The 16,385-nt window shown below is 61.4% G+C and carries 14 protein-coding genes; 5 read left to right on the top strand and 9 right to left on the bottom strand.

Annotated elements, in window-relative coordinates:
- Positions 1 to 30: 30 nt before the first annotated feature.
- The 7 genes from FH08_RS0101220 to FH08_RS0101190 all read right to left on the bottom strand — a co-directional run bounded on the left by FH08_RS0101220 (position 31) and on the right by FH08_RS0101190 (position 9,002).
- Entirely contained in the window at positions 31 to 759 is a 729-nt protein-coding gene (locus FH08_RS0101220) for an ABC transporter ATP-binding protein (RefSeq protein ID WP_031356562.1), read from the bottom strand.
- Positions 759 to 1,544 (bottom strand): ABC transporter ATP-binding protein, encoded by a 786-nt coding sequence (locus FH08_RS0101215; RefSeq protein ID WP_031356561.1) that lies wholly within the window; start codon positions 1,542 to 1,544, stop codon positions 759 to 761. The genes FH08_RS0101220 and FH08_RS0101215 overlap by 1 nt, the downstream gene beginning before the upstream one ends.
- A complete protein-coding gene (locus tag FH08_RS0101210; protein ID WP_031356560.1) occupies positions 1,541 to 3,463 on the bottom strand; it encodes an ABC transporter permease in 1,923 nt (640 codons plus the stop codon). The genes FH08_RS0101215 and FH08_RS0101210 overlap by 4 nt, the downstream gene beginning before the upstream one ends.
- A gap of 399 nt (positions 3,464 to 3,862) precedes the next feature.
- Positions 3,863 to 4,345 (bottom strand): MarR family winged helix-turn-helix transcriptional regulator, encoded by a 483-nt coding sequence (locus FH08_RS0101205; RefSeq protein WP_031356559.1) that lies wholly within the window; start codon positions 4,343 to 4,345, stop codon positions 3,863 to 3,865.
- Between the two features lie 98 nt (positions 4,346 to 4,443).
- Positions 4,444 to 7,212, bottom strand: a complete 2,769-nt coding sequence (locus FH08_RS48090; protein WP_235210255.1) for a cytochrome c — start codon at positions 7,210 to 7,212, stop codon at positions 4,444 to 4,446.
- Between the two features lie 47 nt (positions 7,213 to 7,259).
- Positions 7,260 to 7,769: a (2Fe-2S)-binding protein gene (locus FH08_RS0101195; protein ID WP_031356557.1), complete on the bottom strand. Its 510-nt coding sequence runs from the start codon at positions 7,767 to 7,769 to the stop codon at positions 7,260 to 7,262.
- Between the two features lie 72 nt (positions 7,770 to 7,841).
- Positions 7,842 to 9,002 carry an FAD-dependent monooxygenase gene (locus FH08_RS0101190; protein WP_031356556.1) on the bottom strand — a complete coding sequence of 387 codons (1,161 nt, stop codon included), beginning with the start codon at positions 9,000 to 9,002 and terminating at the stop codon, positions 7,842 to 7,844.
- A gap of 327 nt (positions 9,003 to 9,329) precedes the next feature.
- Here FH08_RS0101190 and FH08_RS0101185 point away from each other — a divergent pair, with 327 nt between their 5' ends.
- The 5 genes from FH08_RS0101185 (at position 9,330) to FH08_RS0101165 (ending at position 15,131) form a co-directional block, all read left to right on the top strand.
- Positions 9,330 to 10,082 carry an Asp/Glu racemase gene (locus FH08_RS0101185; RefSeq protein WP_031356555.1) on the top strand — a complete coding sequence of 251 codons (753 nt, stop codon included), beginning with the start codon at positions 9,330 to 9,332 and terminating at the stop codon, positions 10,080 to 10,082.
- A gap of 42 nt (positions 10,083 to 10,124) precedes the next feature.
- On the top strand, positions 10,125 to 10,952 hold the full coding sequence (locus FH08_RS0101180) for an alpha/beta fold hydrolase (RefSeq protein WP_031356554.1): 828 nt from the start codon (positions 10,125 to 10,127) through the stop codon (positions 10,950 to 10,952).
- A 59-nt stretch (positions 10,953 to 11,011) separates the two neighbouring features.
- On the top strand, positions 11,012 to 12,046 hold the full coding sequence (locus FH08_RS0101175; RefSeq protein ID WP_031356553.1) for a 2,5-dihydroxypyridine 5,6-dioxygenase: 1,035 nt from the start codon (positions 11,012 to 11,014) through the stop codon (positions 12,044 to 12,046).
- Positions 12,047 to 12,071: 25 nt separating this feature from the next.
- The gene (locus FH08_RS0101170) at positions 12,072 to 12,716 is read left to right on the top strand and encodes an N-carbamoylsarcosine amidohydrolase (protein ID WP_031356552.1); all 645 of its coding nucleotides are present in this window, start codon (positions 12,072 to 12,074) and stop codon (positions 12,714 to 12,716) included.
- A 144-nt stretch (positions 12,717 to 12,860) separates the two neighbouring features.
- The gene (locus FH08_RS0101165; protein WP_031356551.1) at positions 12,861 to 15,131 is read left to right on the top strand and encodes a xanthine dehydrogenase family protein molybdopterin-binding subunit; all 2,271 of its coding nucleotides are present in this window, start codon (positions 12,861 to 12,863) and stop codon (positions 15,129 to 15,131) included.
- 52 nt (positions 15,132 to 15,183) lie between these two features.
- Here the strand turns inward: FH08_RS0101165 and FH08_RS0101160 are convergent, their stop codons facing one another.
- Together FH08_RS0101160 and FH08_RS0101155 are read right to left on the bottom strand one after the other, a co-directional pair.
- Positions 15,184 to 15,654, bottom strand: coding sequence for a MarR family winged helix-turn-helix transcriptional regulator (locus FH08_RS0101160; RefSeq protein WP_031356550.1), 471 nt, complete (start codon positions 15,652 to 15,654; stop codon positions 15,184 to 15,186).
- 201 nt (positions 15,655 to 15,855) lie between these two features.
- Positions 15,856 to 16,164: a hypothetical protein gene (locus FH08_RS0101155; protein WP_031356549.1), complete on the bottom strand. Its 309-nt coding sequence runs from the start codon at positions 16,162 to 16,164 to the stop codon at positions 15,856 to 15,858.
- Positions 16,165 to 16,385 lie beyond the last annotated feature (221 nt).

Here is a 16,385-nt window from a genome sequence, read left to right as displayed (position 1 = left end):
TTGGTCGATCTTTACTTGAATTGAACACGCTTAAACACTCAGGTAGGCCCGCCGAACCCCTTCGTCGCGGGCGAGCTCGTCTATCGTGCCGCTAAACCGTATCTGCCCTTTTTCGAGCACATACGCACGGTCGCTGACAAGCTCGGCGAAATGCATGTTCTGCTCGGACAGCAAGATAGACAGCCCTTCGCGCTTCAACTCGAGAATCATGTTCGCCATCTGTTCAACGATGATCGGCGCCACGCCTTCCGACGGTTCATCGAGCAGGACCAGCGTCGGATTGCCCATCAGCGTACGCGATACGGTCAGCATTTGCTGCTCGCCGCCGCTCATCTGGCTGCCCGGCCGATTCGGCATCTCGCCAAGATTCGGGAACAGGCGGAACAGTTTTTCAGGCGTCCAGCGGGGCGCGTCGTCGCGCGGCGGCTGGCGGCCGGTATCGAGATTTTCCATCACAGAGAGATCGCCAAACACGCGCCGGTCTTCCGGCACGAAACCCATGCCGAGACGTGCAATACGGTACGGCGGCAACTTCGCGATGTCGTGCCCGCAGAAATTGATCGCTCCCTGCCGCGACGGCAGCATGCCCATCAGCGCTTTCATCGTGGTCGACTTGCCCGCGCCGTTGCGGCCCATCAGCGCGACCACTTCACCACGGCCGACTTCGAGCTCAACGTCGTACAGGATCTGCGCGCGGCCATAGAACGCGTTCAGGCCGGAGACTTTCAACATGGTCTTGTCTTGAGTGGCGGTGGTCATTACGCGACTCCGTCTGCAGCGAGCGACGCACGCGGCGTGAAAGATTTTCCCGTGCCGAAATACACCTCGCGCACACGCGGATCGTTGCGGACGGTCTCCGCATCCCCCTCGCCAATCAGCTTGCCGCGAGCGAGCACGATCAGCTTGTCGGCGTAGGCGAACACCACGTCCATGCTGTGCTCGGTGAAGAGCACGCCGAGCTTGTGGTCGATCACCAGTTGCTTGGTCAGCGCCATCAGGTCGTTGCGTTCCTTGGGCGCCATGCCCGCCGTCGGTTCGTCCATCAGCAGGAGCTTGGGCTTGTTAGCGAGTGCAATGGCCAGTTCGACGCGCTTTACATCGCCGTATGCGAGCACACCGCAAGCGCGCTTCGCATGCGCTGCCATGCCGACCTGTTCAAGCAGCGCGATCGCTTCATCGGCGTGAATGGATGAGGTCGGTTTCCACAGGTTGAATAGCTGGCGGTCCCGCGAAACGAGCGCCATCTGAACGTTTTCAATCACCGTCATCGAATTGAAGGTCGCGGCAATCTGGAAGGTACGGCCAACGCCGAGACGCCAGATATCGCGCGGACGTTTGCCGGCGATCTCGTGGTCGTCGAACAGGATCGAGCCTGAACTCGGTCTCAACTGCCCGTTGAGCATGTTGAAGCAGGTCGACTTGCCCGCACCGTTCGGTCCAATCAGCGCAAGCAACTGCCCCGCGTGCAAGTCGAAGGAAACGTCGTCGACCGCTTTGACGCCGCCGAACGACCGTGCAAGATGAGAGACGCGCAGAAGAGTCACAGGGCCTCCTTGGCGGGTTGCGCGGCCACGCTGTTGTCGGAATTCTTGTGCGACCCAAGCTTGTCCCGCACGAACCCCACGATCCCCTGCGGGAACGCAATGACCAACACCAGGATCGCAGCGCCCAGCAGCGCCTCCCAGTAGTCCGTCTGACGGGCGACCGTATCTTGAAGCCAGGTGAACACTGCCGCGCCGACAATCGGGCCGGTAAGCGTCTGCAAGCCACCTAGCAGCACCATGACGAGGCCATCGACCGAGCGCCCGACGCTGATCACTTCCGGCGAGATCGACCCCTTGGAGAACGCATACAGCGATCCCGCGAGACCACAGAACAATGACGCGATGATGAAAGCAACCCACTGCACGCGCTTCACATCAATACCAATTGCTTCGGCGCGAAGGGTTGAATCGCGTGAGGCGCGCATGGCATAACCGAGTGGCGAGAACAACATTCGCCGCAAGAGCCACACACCCAGCACCGCGAACACCAGAGTCACGTAGTAGTACGCCACCGTCGAGCTGAGCCAGGTCGACGGCCACAGGTTGAGAATACCGTTGCTGCCGCCGGTCACCGCGTCCCACTGGAACACGATCGACCAGACGATCTGCGCGAAGGCCAGCGTCAGCATCGCGAGATAGACGCCCGACAAGCGCACGCAGAACCATCCGAACACCAGTGCCCCGATACCGGCAAGCAATGGCCCGAGCACGAGCGCGGCTTCCATCGGTAGGTTCAGGACCTTCAGGAACAACGCTGCGCCATAGGCGCCGAGGCCGAAATACGCGGCATGCCCGAAGGAATGCATGCCGCCCGGACCCATGATGAAATGCAGGCTCGTTGCAAACAAAACCGCGATCAGGATCTCGACCAGCAACACGGGCATGTAGGGAAATACGCCTGAAAGCAGCGGCGCCAAAACAAGCACCGCGAGCACGACACCAGCGAATATCTTCAGGCGGGTATCGGCTGGACGCAGAGGTGTTTCAGCGGCAGCCATGGTGCGAACCGCGGCCTGCGCGCGACCGAGCAGCCCCCACGGCCGCACGACGAGTACGATCGCCATCACCACGAACTCAGCCACCAGCGTGAACTTGCTTAGCGAAAACACCACGCCGCCAATGGTCACGTCACCTATTCCAATGCATAGCGCCTTGATCTCAGCAATCAGCAATGCGGCCACGAACGCGCCCGGAATCGAGCCCATTCCGCCGACCACCACGACGACGAACGCATTGCCGATTGTATCGATATCAAGCGACAGGTTCGCCGACATCCGCGGCACCTGAAGCGCACCGCCAAGACCCGCGAGGAATGCGCCGATGAAAAACACGCCCGTGAATAGCCAGGCCTGGTTGATACCGAGCGCACCGAGCATTTCCCGGTCACCGGTCGCCGCGCGCACGAGCGTGCCCCAGCGCGTTTTAGTCAGACCGAACCAGAGGATAGCCAGTACCACGGGACCAATCACGATCAGCGCAATGTCATAGGTGGGCAATGCGTGGCCGAGCAGGTTGACCGCGCCGCCAAGAAGCGGAGCGCGCGGTCCGAACAGGTCTTCCGGGCCCCAGATATACAGCGCCGCGTCGCGAAAGATCAGCACCAGCGCAAAGGTTGCCAGCAGATGAAATAACTCGGGCGCCTGATAAATGCGCCGGAGCACAATCACTTCGACCAGCGCACCAAGCACGGCAACCACAAGTGCTGCCGCAAGCATCGAAAGCCAGAATCCCGCTACGGTCGAACCAAAGCGGCTGGCGATGCTGTAGGCCACATACACGCCAAGCATGTAGAACGAGCCGTGCGCGAAGTTGACGATTCGCGTCACGCCAAAGATCAACGACAAACCGGACGCGACAAGAAACATGGCGCACGCGTCCGCTAGTCCGTTGATGAGTTGTATAGCCAGATTCGAAAGCATCGATGCCTCTATTGCTCGGATTTCATCAAGGTGTTCGTGTCGGCAAGCGTGCTTTTTAAAGCGATGCCCTTGCCCGCCGATACAAATGTACACACTTTAATTCTAGTCTTCTATGCAATGACCATGCCCACTTTATATCTAGTGACTTGTACTAGGTACAGTGACTTTCCACCCTTGTTTCAAAGGGCCTTTCCGCTAACGTTAAGCTGACATTCAGGTAATCGTGCGGGTCGTGCTGCACCTTATAAAACCAGCGTACACACCATAATCGCTTTTCCGGTGCGAAGGTCCCGCTATTGGTGCAACGCGATTGCGGTGGCGTTTGCCGGTGCACCAGACGAAGCGGCTAATTAATAAGCGTGAGCTTAGCCACAAAAACGCACGACAGACGGATTGCGCTTAGTCGGAATCCGGCGCGCTTAGCTTGCGCAGCAAATACAGCACGGCCACTCGCTCCGCTTCGTTCAGCTCACCCATGGTCAACTCACTAATGCGAAAGGCGGTTGGCGTGATCTGTTCGACCAGGCTTTCACCTGCCCGCGTCAGTTGCACCGTCACCTTCCTGCGGTCGTCGGGATTTGTCTGCAACTCGATCAGCTCGCGTGCCCTCAGACGTTCAATTATTCCACGTACCGTTGCCGCATCTATCGCGGTCGCCTTGCCCAGGTCGCTCATCGAAGACGGTCCAAGCCTTCGGTTGGCGCTCAATACTGCAAACTGCACTGCCGTCAGTTGAGGGTCGTCGATGGTCTGGCTGAAGATAGCCAGATGGCGCTGATAAGCCTTGCGAAGAAGATGCCCGATCTGCTCCGACACCTCATAGCGGGACACAGCGTCCTGTGCAGATTGCGATGAACCGGAAGGAAGCTTCGAAGGCGCCATGATAGTTCGTATGTCGGAAAGGTGGATTGGGGGCCGGCACGTGCCAGCAGCGGGCCGCGCCATTCATCAAAGGAGCCGGAGCAACATCCTGCCTGTCGCTAATGCACGTGCTTTCGAATCCGCGCCGATGCCTGCGCCAGGTCTTTCCATGGCGCTTCATTCGGTGCGAATGTAGCGCGGATATACGTCACGAGATCGGCGATCTGACGGTCATCGAACGAATCCTTGAAGCCCGGCATGTAACCGAGCGCGTCGGTAGCGGGAGCATCAATACCATTCTGGATGACGTTCAGGAGATTGTCCGGCGTGCCTTCGCTTACGCTGGTGTTCAGCGAGAGAAGCGGACGCACCCCGAAGTTGCCGACACCGCCGGTCGCAGCATGACAAACCGCGCACGCGCCTTCGAAGATCCGCCGGCCGCTGTCGAGTCCCTGCAGGGTCACTTTGCTTATCGCGAGATCGTGTGCAGGCTGGGACAAGGGAACAGCAACCGGCTGCGGCGACAGCGACGCCACGTAATGCGCCATTGCGCGCACGTCCTCTTCCGGCAGCGTCGACAAGCTTGCGACGACCGGCGCCATTGGCCCCGCCGCAACGCCATGCTCATGCGAGAAACCGGTCTTGAGATAGTCGTACAGCGCCTGCTCGGTCCATCGCACGGGCGCTTTCGAATTGGCCACGAGCGACGGCGCCACCCAGCCTTCAGCGCTGCCGCCGGTCAGGTACAAACGCCCGCCCTTCTCCGCTCCGAATGCATTGCGCGGCGAATGGCACGCGCTGCAATGTCCGACGCCATCTACGAGATAGGCTCCACGATTCCATATCGCCGAACGCGTCGGGTCGGGCTTGAACTCGCCCTGTTTCAGGTACAGCGCGTTCCATCCGGCGACCAATGCGCGCTGATTCAGCGGAAATGGCAGGCGTGTGACAGGCGGCGCATTTTCGACCGCCGGCTGCGACATCAAATACGCGTACAGCGCGGTCATGTCGGCCTCGGTCATCTTCGTGAACGCGGTATAGGGAAACGCGGGATATAGATGATGGCCGTCGCGTGAAATGCCTTGGCGCATGGCCCGGTCGAATGCGGCAAACGACCAGTTCCCGATGCCCGTCTTCGGATCAGGTGTCAGGTTGGTCGTGTAGACCATGCCAAAAGGCGTTTCAAGGCCAAGGCCACCGGCATTGATCACGCCGCCGGGCGCCGTATGGCAGACCGCGCAATCTCCGAACTCGGCAATCTGGCGACCGCGGGCGATGGTAGCGTCAGACCACGTCGATGCAGCCGGCCGGGCGATCGCTTCAATCGGGGCACGCAAGGGCCACGCCGTGCAGGCCAGCCCGATCAGGCTGCCCACGCCGCCGGCAGCGAGCGCGGTCCAGAGCGAGCGTTTTGCGCGCCTCAGTTTATCGCCGAGCGAGTCCATGGCAGGGGGTCCGCCCAGCGCCGCCAACACACGCTCCGGCGTGAACGGGGGCGCACGAAAGCGCACACCTGTCGCGTCGTAAAGCGCATTCGCAATAGCCGCCGCGGCTGGCGAGACATCGATATCCAGACGATCGCCGGCAGCGCTCTGCGTTGCGACTTCGCCGGATGTCAACGATGCGGGAGCAAGTTCATGCGATACAGCTTGCACGCCCGGCGTCTCATCGTGCGAGGGCCGCGCAGTGAGTTGCAGACCCAAAGCGCGCGAAGCCGCAGCAGCGATCTGCCGGGCCGGAACGCCATTCATGCGGCCAATCCTGCGGCGTCCGCTTGCCCGCCCTGCCACCACCCGCTTGAGCGCCACGTCACCCGTCAGGCGGTTTACATCAAGATCAACGATCCACGCTGAGTAGTCGGGCGTGGGGTTATCGCCGGATGATGCATCGTGTTTGTCGAACGCGAAACCGCGGCCATGCGCAACGTTGCTGTCAGCGCGGTGATTCTTGCGAGCTTGTTTATCCGCGTTCCACGCTGCCCGCTGCGCCACCGTGTCAATCAGTTCCCGCGCGCCACCATACTCCACCGGATCGAGGTGATCGAGACGAAACGAAACCGGATCGCGATGATGATCGCGAGCGATTTCATCGACGAAAGACTCGCGTGCAAAGGTATGCGCCGAGCCGGGAATCAGCGCGGCGGGATCATCGACAAACGACGTGGCACGAGATGCAGCATAAGGACCCGGGTCCTGCGCGACTGCTTCGCCGCTGGTTAAGCCCGGCGTTCGCGCCATGTAACGCCAGTCGAGCAGCGCGCCTTCGCCGTCCAGCGATGCGGCGACAGAAACTGTCGCTTCCTTGACCTGAGACGCCGCCATATAACCGCCAACGCATATCGTCCGGCTGGTCTCCGCCATCAAGACAACCGCAGCGAGTGCGGCGTGCGTTGCAATCAGCGGATCGGCGCGGCCATTGTGTGCATCGAGCGAATGCAACGAAAATCGGTCGGACGGCAGGCCGGTGATAGCAACAAGCTTCGCCCGCAAATCCGCTGTCTCGGGAGCACCGCTCCAGACCTTGATACTACCGGCATCGTTACATGCAATAGCCTCGCACGGCACCATCCTGTCCGCCGGAATCGGCCATGTGTAATGCGCTTCCTGCTGCAAGCCGGAATGTTGCACGGGCAAAGAAGGGCTATCACCGGCATGCTGCGCACGGGCCGATAACACCAGCAGGCAAGCAGCGTCGCGTGCCTGCTCGAAACGCTCGGCCACGAACGCCGCGACGTTTCCCGCGACCACCCAACGCACGCCTGCTTCCACATTCAACTGCCGCGCAGACGCGAGCAGCGCGGCGTCGGCTTCGCCCAGCACGCACGCGTGAAGCATCGACTCGGGCATCAGCACGGGTCCGCCAGAACTTCCTTCGTGCACGGCGTCCATTACATCGGGTCCATTACAGGGCGTCCATTACATGATGGTCCAATGAATCAGTTTTTTGGTTCGCGTTTCAGGTACTCGGCCGCGCGATGCACTGCCTTCATGATTTCGATGTGCGTGCCGCAACGGCACAGGTTGAAGCGCAGCGCGTCACGGATATCGTCGTCATCAGGCGTAGGATTGCGATCGAGCAACGCCTTCGTGCTCATGATCATGCCGTTGAGGCAGTAGCCGCATTGCGCTGCTTGTTCATCGATAAAAGCCCGCTGGATCGGGTGCAGCGCGTCCAGCGTTCCAAGCCCTTCCAGCGTGAGCGTCTCGCGTCCTACGGCCGCCGCGACCGGTACAACGCATGAGCGCGCAGGACCGCCGTCCAGCAGCACCGTGCAGGCACCGCATTGGCCGAGACCGCAGCCGTACTTCGGCCCGTTTAGTTCGAAGTCGTTGCGCAACACATACAGCAAGGGCGTGTCGCGGGTCACGTCGACCGTGCGAGTGCTGCCATTGACGGTCAGCGTCAATGGCCCTGAAACCGGTGTGGCGGAAGCAGACACGCTCATCTTCTAGTCATCGAATCAAGACCGCGGGCGGCAGCGCATCCAGACACCGCCGCGCGCGGCCGGGTCGAAATATCAAGCGGCAGCAGTCGTTGCCTGCTTGGCCGACGGCGACTTCAAGGGCTCGTTGAACACGTCGTAAGCGAACACCCATGCCGGATCTTCGTTAGTGCGCAGCCACGTGTTGTTATGCGAGACCAGTTGCACCTTCGATGCGCGCTCAGCACGATTCGCTTCATACAGCGCGAACGCTCCGGCGTAATCGGTTGCCCCTACTTCGTCCAGGCAGCGAGTCAGCATGGCTGCATCCTCAATCGCCATGGCCGCGCCCTGCGCCATATGCGGTTTCATCGGATGGCACGCGTCGCCGAGCAGCACGAGACGGCCACGGCTCCACAACGGCAGCGGATCGCGTTCCAGCAGCGGCCACTTTGTCACTTCGGGCGTGGCGTCGATCAGCTTCTGCACCGACGGATGATAGCCCGCGAACACCTCGCGCATTTCGTCACGGCTGCTGGGCGCAACCGACTGCCCTGCCGGCCACTCAGCCTGCGGAACGCCTGTCACGTAATAGATTTCATCGCGCTTGGACGTCACGTAATACACCATCATGTGCCGGTCTTCCGACCACCACTTTACACACAGATCGAAAGGATCGGAGCCGAGCAGCGACGCGGGAAATACCGCGCGATGAGCGACATATCCCGTATAACGCGGCGGTTCAGCGCCCAGCAGATGGTCGCGAATCTTCGAGTTCACGCCGTCCGCGCCAATCACGATGTCGGCTGTTTCAACACTGCCGTCGGCAAAAGTCAGCCGGACTTCATTCTCCAACTCTTCAATCCCGCTCAGGCACTTATTGAATTCGATCGTGCCCGGTGCGACCGATTCAGTCATCAGCGCATGAAAGTCACCGCGATGCACGGTCAGATACGACGCGCCATATTCCTTCAGCGCGAACTCGCCCAGCGGAATCTGCGCGATGGCTTCGCCCGTTTTCCAGTCCCGGCTGTACCAGTAGTCCGGGTGCGAACCCATAACGTTCAGCGCGTCTTCGCAGTCCATGCGGCGCATGATCTTCATCACGTTGGGGCCGAGATGAATGCCCGCGCCGAGACGCGAAAACGCAGGGGCTTGCTCGTACAGACGCACCGAATACCCGGCGCGCTGCATCAGCGCCGCAGCTGCTGTTCCGCCAAGGCCCGCGCCAATAATCGCGATTCGGGGTTTGCTCATGATGATCTCTCCATGTCTGGCGCTCGCCGAAAGAAGTCGTTCAGCCGAGCCTGTTGAATGAACTGATATTGAGTGTACACATTGAATTTTTTTGAGTAAAGAAAATTTGCATTGCGTCGATGTCAGCGCGTTTTATCCCTATGTTTGTGCATTTTATAAGGGTTTTCACCAATCTAAAGCGAGCATGCACCATTAAAAAATGTTTTCAGAATCTTGTTAAATTACAATGTGTACACTAGACTTTATCGAATCAAATTGCTGCAGCATTTGCCAGACCAACAACGCCGCTGCGGGCGGCCCAAGACAACCACATACGGAGTCGACCAGATGACCAAGACCTTTCGCATCGGCCAGATCGTGCCGAGCTCGAACACGACGATGGAAACCGAAATCCCGGCCATGCTGCTCGCCCGCCAGAGCATCCGCCCGGAGCGTTTCACGTTTCATTCCAGCCGCATGCGCATGAAGAAGGTGGTCAAGGAGGAGCTTGCGGCCATGGACGCGGAATCGGACCGCTGCGCGCTGGAACTCAGCGACGCGCGCGTGGACGTGCTCGGTTATGCGTGCCTCGTTGCAATCATGGCGATGGGACATGGCTACCACCGTGTGTCGCAGAAGCGGCTGCACGAGCGCACCGTGGAGAACGGCGGCGCCGCGCCGGTCATCACCAGCGCGGGCGCGCTTGTCGAAGCATTGAAGGTCATCGGAGCGAAACGCATCGTGGTGGTGGCGCCCTATATGAAACCGCTGACCGAACTGGTCGTGGACTACATCCGCAATGAGGGTTTCGAAGTCGTCGCCTATCGGGCGCTCGAGATTCCCGACAACCTGGATGTCGGCCGCCACGACCCGCGCCTGCTGCCGGACATCGTGAAAACCCTGCCCTATCAGGACGTCGATGCAATCGTCTTGTCGGCCTGCGTGCAGATGCCATCGCTTGCCGCAGTGCCGCAAGTCGAGGCAATGACGGGCAAGCCGGTCATTACCGCTGCCATTGCCACAACTTACGCCATGCTGCGCGAGCTGGATCTCGAACGTGTGGTGCCGGGCGCGGGTGCGCTTCTCTCCGGCGCTTATTAACCACACTTACTGATCGCTTTCGATTCACTCACGGACTCCGCGATGACCACAACTTTTCTCTACGGCGCGAACGTCAACGCTAACGGCATTCGCCAGCATTACCTGCGCTACGGCGGCAAAGAGGGCGTGCGTGCCGGCCGTCCCGCCGTGATCGTGATTCCTGGCATTACCAGCCCGGCCGTCACGTGGGGCTTTGTCGGCGAGACGCTTGGCCGCCAGTTCGATACCTACGTGCTCGATGTACGCGGTCGCGGTTTGTCCGAAGCATCGCCGACGCTCGACTACAGCCTCGACGCGCAAGCCGCCGACGTCATCGCGCTCGCTGAAGCGCTTGGCCTTGAACACTATGCGCTCGTCGGCCATTCCATGGGCGCCCGCATCGCGATCCGTGCTGCCCGCAGCGCGCCGAAGGGCCTGACGCGCACGGTGCTGGTCGACCCGCCCGTGTCCGGTCCGGGCCGCCGCGCGTATCCGGCAAAGCTGCCCTGGTATGTCGATTCGATCCGCCTCGCTTTGAAAGGCATTGACGCCGACGGCATGCGCACTTTCTGTCCGACCTGGACTGAAGAGCAGTTGCGCGTGCGCGCACAATGGCTGCATACCTGCGATGAACGCGGCATGCTGACATCGTTCGAAGGCTTTCATACCGATGACATCCACGCCGACCTGCCCCTGCTTCGCGTGCCTTCGCTTCTGATCACGGCCGCGCGCGGCGACGTGGTGCTCGACGAAGACGTGCAGGAGATGCAGACACTCGCACCGGGACTGCTGCATACCCGCGTGCCGGATGCCGGACACATGATTCCGTGGGACAACGAAGCCGGCTTCTATGAAGCGTTCGGCGATTTCCTCGGCGCAAAGCTCGTCTAAGGTCCGGCACAAACGACCCAAGACTAGCCGACACTGACACTCATTCTTCAGGAGTCAACATGCCAATCAGCGATTACGAAATGATCGCCGCATGGAAGCAGGTACTGACGTTGTCGAAGCTGCAGGCCGGCCAGACCGTCACCATCCTCACCAGCGCGTCCACGCATCCGCAAACGCTTTCAAGCGCCCTGATCGCCACGCAATCGATGGGCGCGATCGTCAACCGGCTGGACCTGTTGCCGGTAAACGGAGAAAAGGCGCTGAGCCGCGACTCGCTCGCGTATCTCGGCACCACGCCTCTCACCGGCAACCTGGCCGCTATCGCCGCGTTGAAGGCGAGCGATCTCGTGCTCGACCTGATGACCTTGTTGTTCTCGCCCGAGCAGCACGAGATCCTCGCGACCGGCACGAAGATCCTGCTCGCGGTTGAGCCACCCGAAGTGCTCGCGCGCCTCGTGCCGACCGAGGCCGATCGCACGCGCGTGCGGGCGGCGGCCGAGCGGATCAAGGCATCGCGAGAAATGCGCGTCAAGTCGAAAGCGGGCACGGAACTCGTGTGTCCGCTGGGCGAATTCCCTGCAATCTCCGAGTACGGTTTCGTCGATGAACCTGGCCGCTGGGATCACTGGCCAAGCGGTTTTGTGCTGACCTTCCCGAACGAAGGACAAGCGAGCGGCCAGATCGTGATTGATCGCGGCGACATCCTGCTGCCGCAAAAAAAATACGTGAACGATCCGATTACGCTGACCGTGGAAAACGGTTACGCGACGCGCATCGATGGTGGTGTAGATGCAGACTTGCTAAGCGACTATATGGCCTCGTTCAACGATCCCGAAGGCTATGCGATCTCGCATATCGGATGGGGTTTGCAGCCTCGCGCACGCTGGTCCACGCTCGGCCTGTACGACCGCGAGGCAACCATCGGCATGGATGCACGCGCGTTCGAAGGCAACTTCCTGTTTTCGCTTGGGCCGAATAACGAAGCGGGCGGCAAACGCACGACGACGTGTCACATCGACATCCCGCTGCGCCATTGCGACGTGACGCTCGATGGCGAAGCCGTGGTCCGCGATGGCGTGGTGATGGACCGATAGAACCTGACCCCTTGGAGTAATCTGAATGAGCGACATCCAGAGCCACGCCGAATCGGGCGTGTACAAACAGCAGGGATTTGGCACACCGTTGCCGGTGCAAGGCAATATCGGCTTGCTGATTGTCGACTTCGTGGTCGGCTTCGCGGACCCCAAGACCTTCGGCGGCGGCAACATTGCGCCGGCTATCGAACGGACGGTGCACCTGCTGGCGGCTGCGCGCCGGCATGGCTGGCCGGTTGCGCATAGCCGGATTGTTTACGCGGCCGACGGCAGCGACGACAACGTGTTTTCACTGAAAGTGCCGGGCATGGCGACGCTTACCGAAGATCATCCGAACAGCGCGATCGTGCCTGAGTTGACGCCTGCACCGGGCGAGTTGGTCGTGCGCAAGACCGTGCCCTCCGCGTTCTTCGGCACGCAACTCGCGCCGTGGTTATCGCAGCGTGCAGTGCAGACCTTGATCGTGGCCGGTGCGGTCACGAGCGGATGCGTGCGCGCAAGCGTGGTCGATGCGATGTCGCATGGTTTCCGTCCGCTGGTTGTGTCCGATTGCGTCGGCGATAGGGCGATCGGTCCGCACGATGCGAATCTCTTCGACATGCAACAAAAATATGCCGCTGTCATGACGCTCGATGAAGCCCTTGCGACGATAGAACAACGCCGGGCCTGAGCGCAGGATTTCCAGGAAACACTCTCGCGGGTTGCCTCTTGGTGTTCGCGATGCGAAAGCGTATCGTTGGACTTGAAGCTAGTCGTTGACGTCAAACGTTGGAAGCGGTGTAGTCGAATAAAAGCTGCGTTTTCGGAAACCATCATGCCTACAGCAGCAGCGCTCACCCGAGGTGAACTGCTCGCGCTCAACGGCTGCCTGACCATCGTCAGGCAGCCCCTCGCGCCGGTCAAACCCGCGCCCGGGCAACCGGGCAGCGGGTCTTCCTACGTTCAGGACTCGCCGGAAATTTTCGTCGCGATACTGGACGACGGCCGCATCCTGGCGTTCAACGGCCACGTCGATCTTGGCACAGGCATCCGCACGTCGCTCGCGCAGATCGTGGCGGAAGAACTCGACGTGCCGGCCCCGCGCGTCGCGATGATCCTCGGCGACTCCGCCCAGGTGCCCAATCAGGGGCCGACCATCGCGAGCGCGACCATCCAGATATCCGCCGTGCCGCTCAGGTTTGCTGCGGCGCAAGCGCGCCTCGTGTTGATCGGGCTCGCGGCGCAACGCTGGGGTATCGATGCCGCCCGCCTTGCCACCGACGACGGTTATGTCATTGCCCCGGACAAGACCCGCATCGGCTTCGACGAGCTGCTCCAGGGGCAACGGATCTCGCTTCCCATCGACTCATCGGTCGCGGTAAAAGACCCGTCGACCTACCGGATTGTCGGGCGGCCAACCCCGCGCGTCGATCTGCCCGCCAAGGCCACCGGCACCCTAACCTTCGTCCACGACATGCGTGTGCCCGGCATGCTGCACGGGCGCGTCGTGCGGCCACCGTATGCAGGACACGATTGCGGAGCGTTCGTCGGCAAGACGCTGATCGACGTGGACCGTTCATCGGTCGATACGTTGCCGGGCGTGCGTGGCGTGGTTGTCATCGGCGACTTCGTCGGGGTGGTGGCGGAGCGGGAGGAACAAGCGATCCGCGCAGCGCGTGCGCTACGCGTCCGGTGGCGCCCGCTGCCGCCGCTCCAGTCTCTCGATGACCCAGCAGAGGCCATCACCCAAGCTCCGGCCCAGCGCCGCCTGCTGCTGGAAGAAGGCGACGTGGAGAGTGTGCAGGGACAGCCTGGGACGACCACGCTGACACGCAGCTATGTATGGCCGTATCAGATGCACGGCTCGATCGGGCCGTCCTGCGCCCTCGCGGACTATCAGGACGGACGCATCACGGTATGGTCGGGCACGCAGAACCCGCAGACCTTGCGCTACGACTTGTCGCGTCTGGTCGAGCGAGACGAAGCTGATATCGATATCGTCCGTATGGAGGCCTCCGGATGTTATGGCCGCAATTGCGCCGACGACGTCGCGGGCGATGCGCTTTTGCTCTCACGTGCGATGGGTCAGCCGGTGCGGGTCCAGCTATCACGCGCGGACGAACATCAGTGGGAGCCCAAGGGCACGGCGCAAGTCGTGGATGTGACCGGCACGGTGTCCCGTAGCGGCGACACGCTGGGTTATTCGTTCGCCTCGCGCTATCCGTCGAACGACGCGCCCCTGCTCGCCCTTCTGCTTACCGGCGCGACGCCGGCGGAACCGCGCGTCTTTGAAATGGGCGACCGGACCGCGGTGTCGCCCTACACTTTCGCGCATCGCCGTTTCGTTTGCCATGACCTGGCGCCGCTGGTCAGGGCATCGTGGTTCAGAGGGGTATCTGCACTGCCGAACTCCTTCGCCCATGATGTATTCATCGATGAACTCGCGTTCGAGACCGGCGCCGATCCCCTGGCTTTCCGGTTGCGTCATCTCGAGGACGAGCGGGCGGTGGCGTTGCTTGAGGCAGTCGCGGAACGCGCAGGCTGGCAAGCCCGTGCCGGACGCCGTCCAGCACGGGAAACCGGCGAACGTGTACTTCAAGGACGCGGCGTGGCTTATGCACGATATGTGCATAGCCGCTTTCCCGGTTTCGGTGCGGCCTGGTCGGTGTGGATCGTCGATCTGGAAGTCGATACCGTCAGCGGGGAAATCCGCATCACGCGCGTGACGGTCGGTCAGGACACGGGCACCGTGATCAATCCGGACGGGGTGCGCCATCAGATCCATGGCAACGTGATCCAGACCCTGAGCCGCACGATGAAAGAGCGTGTGCGCTTCACCGACGGTCTGGTCGCAAGCAAGGAATGGGGCAGCTATCCGATCCTGACATTCCCCGAACTGCCCCCCGTGGACGTGGTGCTGGTGGACCGGCAAGGCGAGCCGCCGCTCGGCGCCGGCGAGTCCGCTTCGCTCCCCGGTGCGCCCGCTATCTCCAATGCGTTATTCGATGCAACTGGCGTACGGTTCCGCGCGCCGCCCTTCACGCCAGACGCTGTCAGGGCGACGCTGCAGGCCGCCGCTGCGCTCGCGCCTGCCGAGCATCGATGAGCGCGTAGCAGTGGCCTGTAGGCGTTTATACGGAGCTACAGGCACATACGGCTCAGTTATCTTCCGCCTGCGCCATGGCGCGCAACAGATACACGATCGCAACGCGCTCCGCCGGATTCAGCCCCCCAAAAGTCTGCTCACTCACCTGCTTCGCAAAAGGCACGGTCTGGTCGATCAACGCCAGTCCTTCCGGTGTCGTGCGCACGAGCAGCTTGCGGCCGTCGAGCGGGTCGGGCGAGACCACGATCAGCGAACGCGCTTTCAAACGCTCAACAACGCCGCGGATGGTGGCCTGGTCGATTGCCGTCGCTTTGACGATGTCGTTAAGCGAGCAGGATTGCTTCTCCTTCACCGCGCATAGCGTGACGAACTGGGCCGCGGTCAGGTCGGAATCCGGTATGGCCGCCTGGAAGATGGCGACGTGGCGCTGGTACGCGCGCCGCAGCAGATGGCCGATCTGCCTGGAGAAGTGATACTCCTCGCTGTCTGCAGCAGCCGGAGGGGGAGAGGGCTTTTTGGACATGGGAAGAATTGTAGGGCACACGTTATATTACGCTGCCATTCCGGTGGCGCACCGTTTTCTTCAGTCCTGCCGTGATGCCCTTTTCATCATGGTCCGCGCGGGGGTTCGGGGGCGTTGTGAAGCGCGCGAGGGGCCATCTGCCCATACCCTTCCCTGATCTTTACCCGAGCGTTCCATGCTTCGAAGGCTGTCCTCATGCATCTAATCCCGTTGGCGGCTTCGTTCCATCATGAGGCGACCTGCCAGATCGGAAGCGAAGGTGTCGCGCCCGTCCGCGTCCGCATTGCAGCCGTTGGCGACGCACCAATCCGGAAACACATTCGGGTCGATATATGCCTGGATCACGCCAATGCCCTGGTGGATACACCGTTCACGGAAGCGCTCGACCTGATTTTTCCAGTCCATGTACGAGGCTGGCAACACCTCCCCGTCGACGAACATGGCCCGGCATCGGTCGTAGTGCTCTTGCGTGTACCACGCCACGCCCAACAAACGGAACTGCGAGTTCATGGATTCCTTTTATACATGCGAGCTCGCGAGGGAGCGGGAGCGCCGGGCGCGAGTAACGCGCGCGGATCGACGCGAAGGCCGCCGCCGACGATGACCCGCCCCGTCAGCCGGACTCGACGTTGGTGAAACCGTATCGGCCATACCAGGGATGCACTCGACAGGACCGGATGGAGAAACACCTGGTGGATTGGACTACCAGACTGACACCGGGTAGCCGCGCT

The sequence above is a fragment of the Caballeronia sordidicola genome, assembly GCF_000729995.1.
Lineage (GTDB): Bacteria > Pseudomonadota > Gammaproteobacteria > Burkholderiales > Burkholderiaceae > Caballeronia > Caballeronia sordidicola_A.
The sequence above is the reverse complement of the archived record's forward strand: the minus strand, read 5'-3'. Positions and strand labels throughout refer to the sequence as shown.

Excerpts from the sequence above, each read along its gene's own strand:
- FH08_RS0101220 (WP_031356562.1), bottom strand. The coding sequence starts at position 759 with ATGACCACCGCCACTCAAGACAAGACCATGTTGAAAGTCTCCGGCCTG.
- FH08_RS0101210 (WP_031356560.1), bottom strand. The coding sequence starts at position 3,463 with ATGCTTTCGAATCTGGCTATACAACTCATCAACGGACTAGCGGACGCG.
- FH08_RS0101205 (WP_031356559.1), bottom strand. The coding sequence starts at position 4,345 with ATGGCGCCTTCGAAGCTTCCTTCCGGTTCATCGCAATCTGCACAGGAC.
- FH08_RS48090 (WP_235210255.1), bottom strand. The coding sequence starts at position 7,212 with ATGGACGCCGTGCACGAAGGAAGTTCTGGCGGACCCGTGCTGATGCCC.
- FH08_RS0101195 (WP_031356557.1), bottom strand. The coding sequence starts at position 7,769 with ATGAGCGTGTCTGCTTCCGCCACACCGGTTTCAGGGCCATTGACGCTG.
- FH08_RS0101190 (WP_031356556.1), bottom strand. The coding sequence starts at position 9,002 with ATGAGCAAACCCCGAATCGCGATTATTGGCGCGGGCCTTGGCGGAACA.
- FH08_RS0101185 (WP_031356555.1), top strand. The coding sequence starts at position 9,330 with ATGACCAAGACCTTTCGCATCGGCCAGATCGTGCCGAGCTCGAACACG.
- FH08_RS0101180 (WP_031356554.1), top strand. The coding sequence starts at position 10,125 with ATGACCACAACTTTTCTCTACGGCGCGAACGTCAACGCTAACGGCATT.
- FH08_RS0101175 (WP_031356553.1), top strand. The coding sequence starts at position 11,012 with ATGCCAATCAGCGATTACGAAATGATCGCCGCATGGAAGCAGGTACTG.
- FH08_RS0101170 (WP_031356552.1), top strand. The coding sequence starts at position 12,072 with ATGAGCGACATCCAGAGCCACGCCGAATCGGGCGTGTACAAACAGCAG.
- FH08_RS0101165 (WP_031356551.1), top strand. The coding sequence starts at position 12,861 with ATGCCTACAGCAGCAGCGCTCACCCGAGGTGAACTGCTCGCGCTCAAC.
- FH08_RS0101160 (WP_031356550.1), bottom strand. The coding sequence starts at position 15,654 with ATGTCCAAAAAGCCCTCTCCCCCTCCGGCTGCTGCAGACAGCGAGGAG.
- FH08_RS0101155 (WP_031356549.1), bottom strand. The coding sequence starts at position 16,164 with ATGAACTCGCAGTTCCGTTTGTTGGGCGTGGCGTGGTACACGCAAGAG.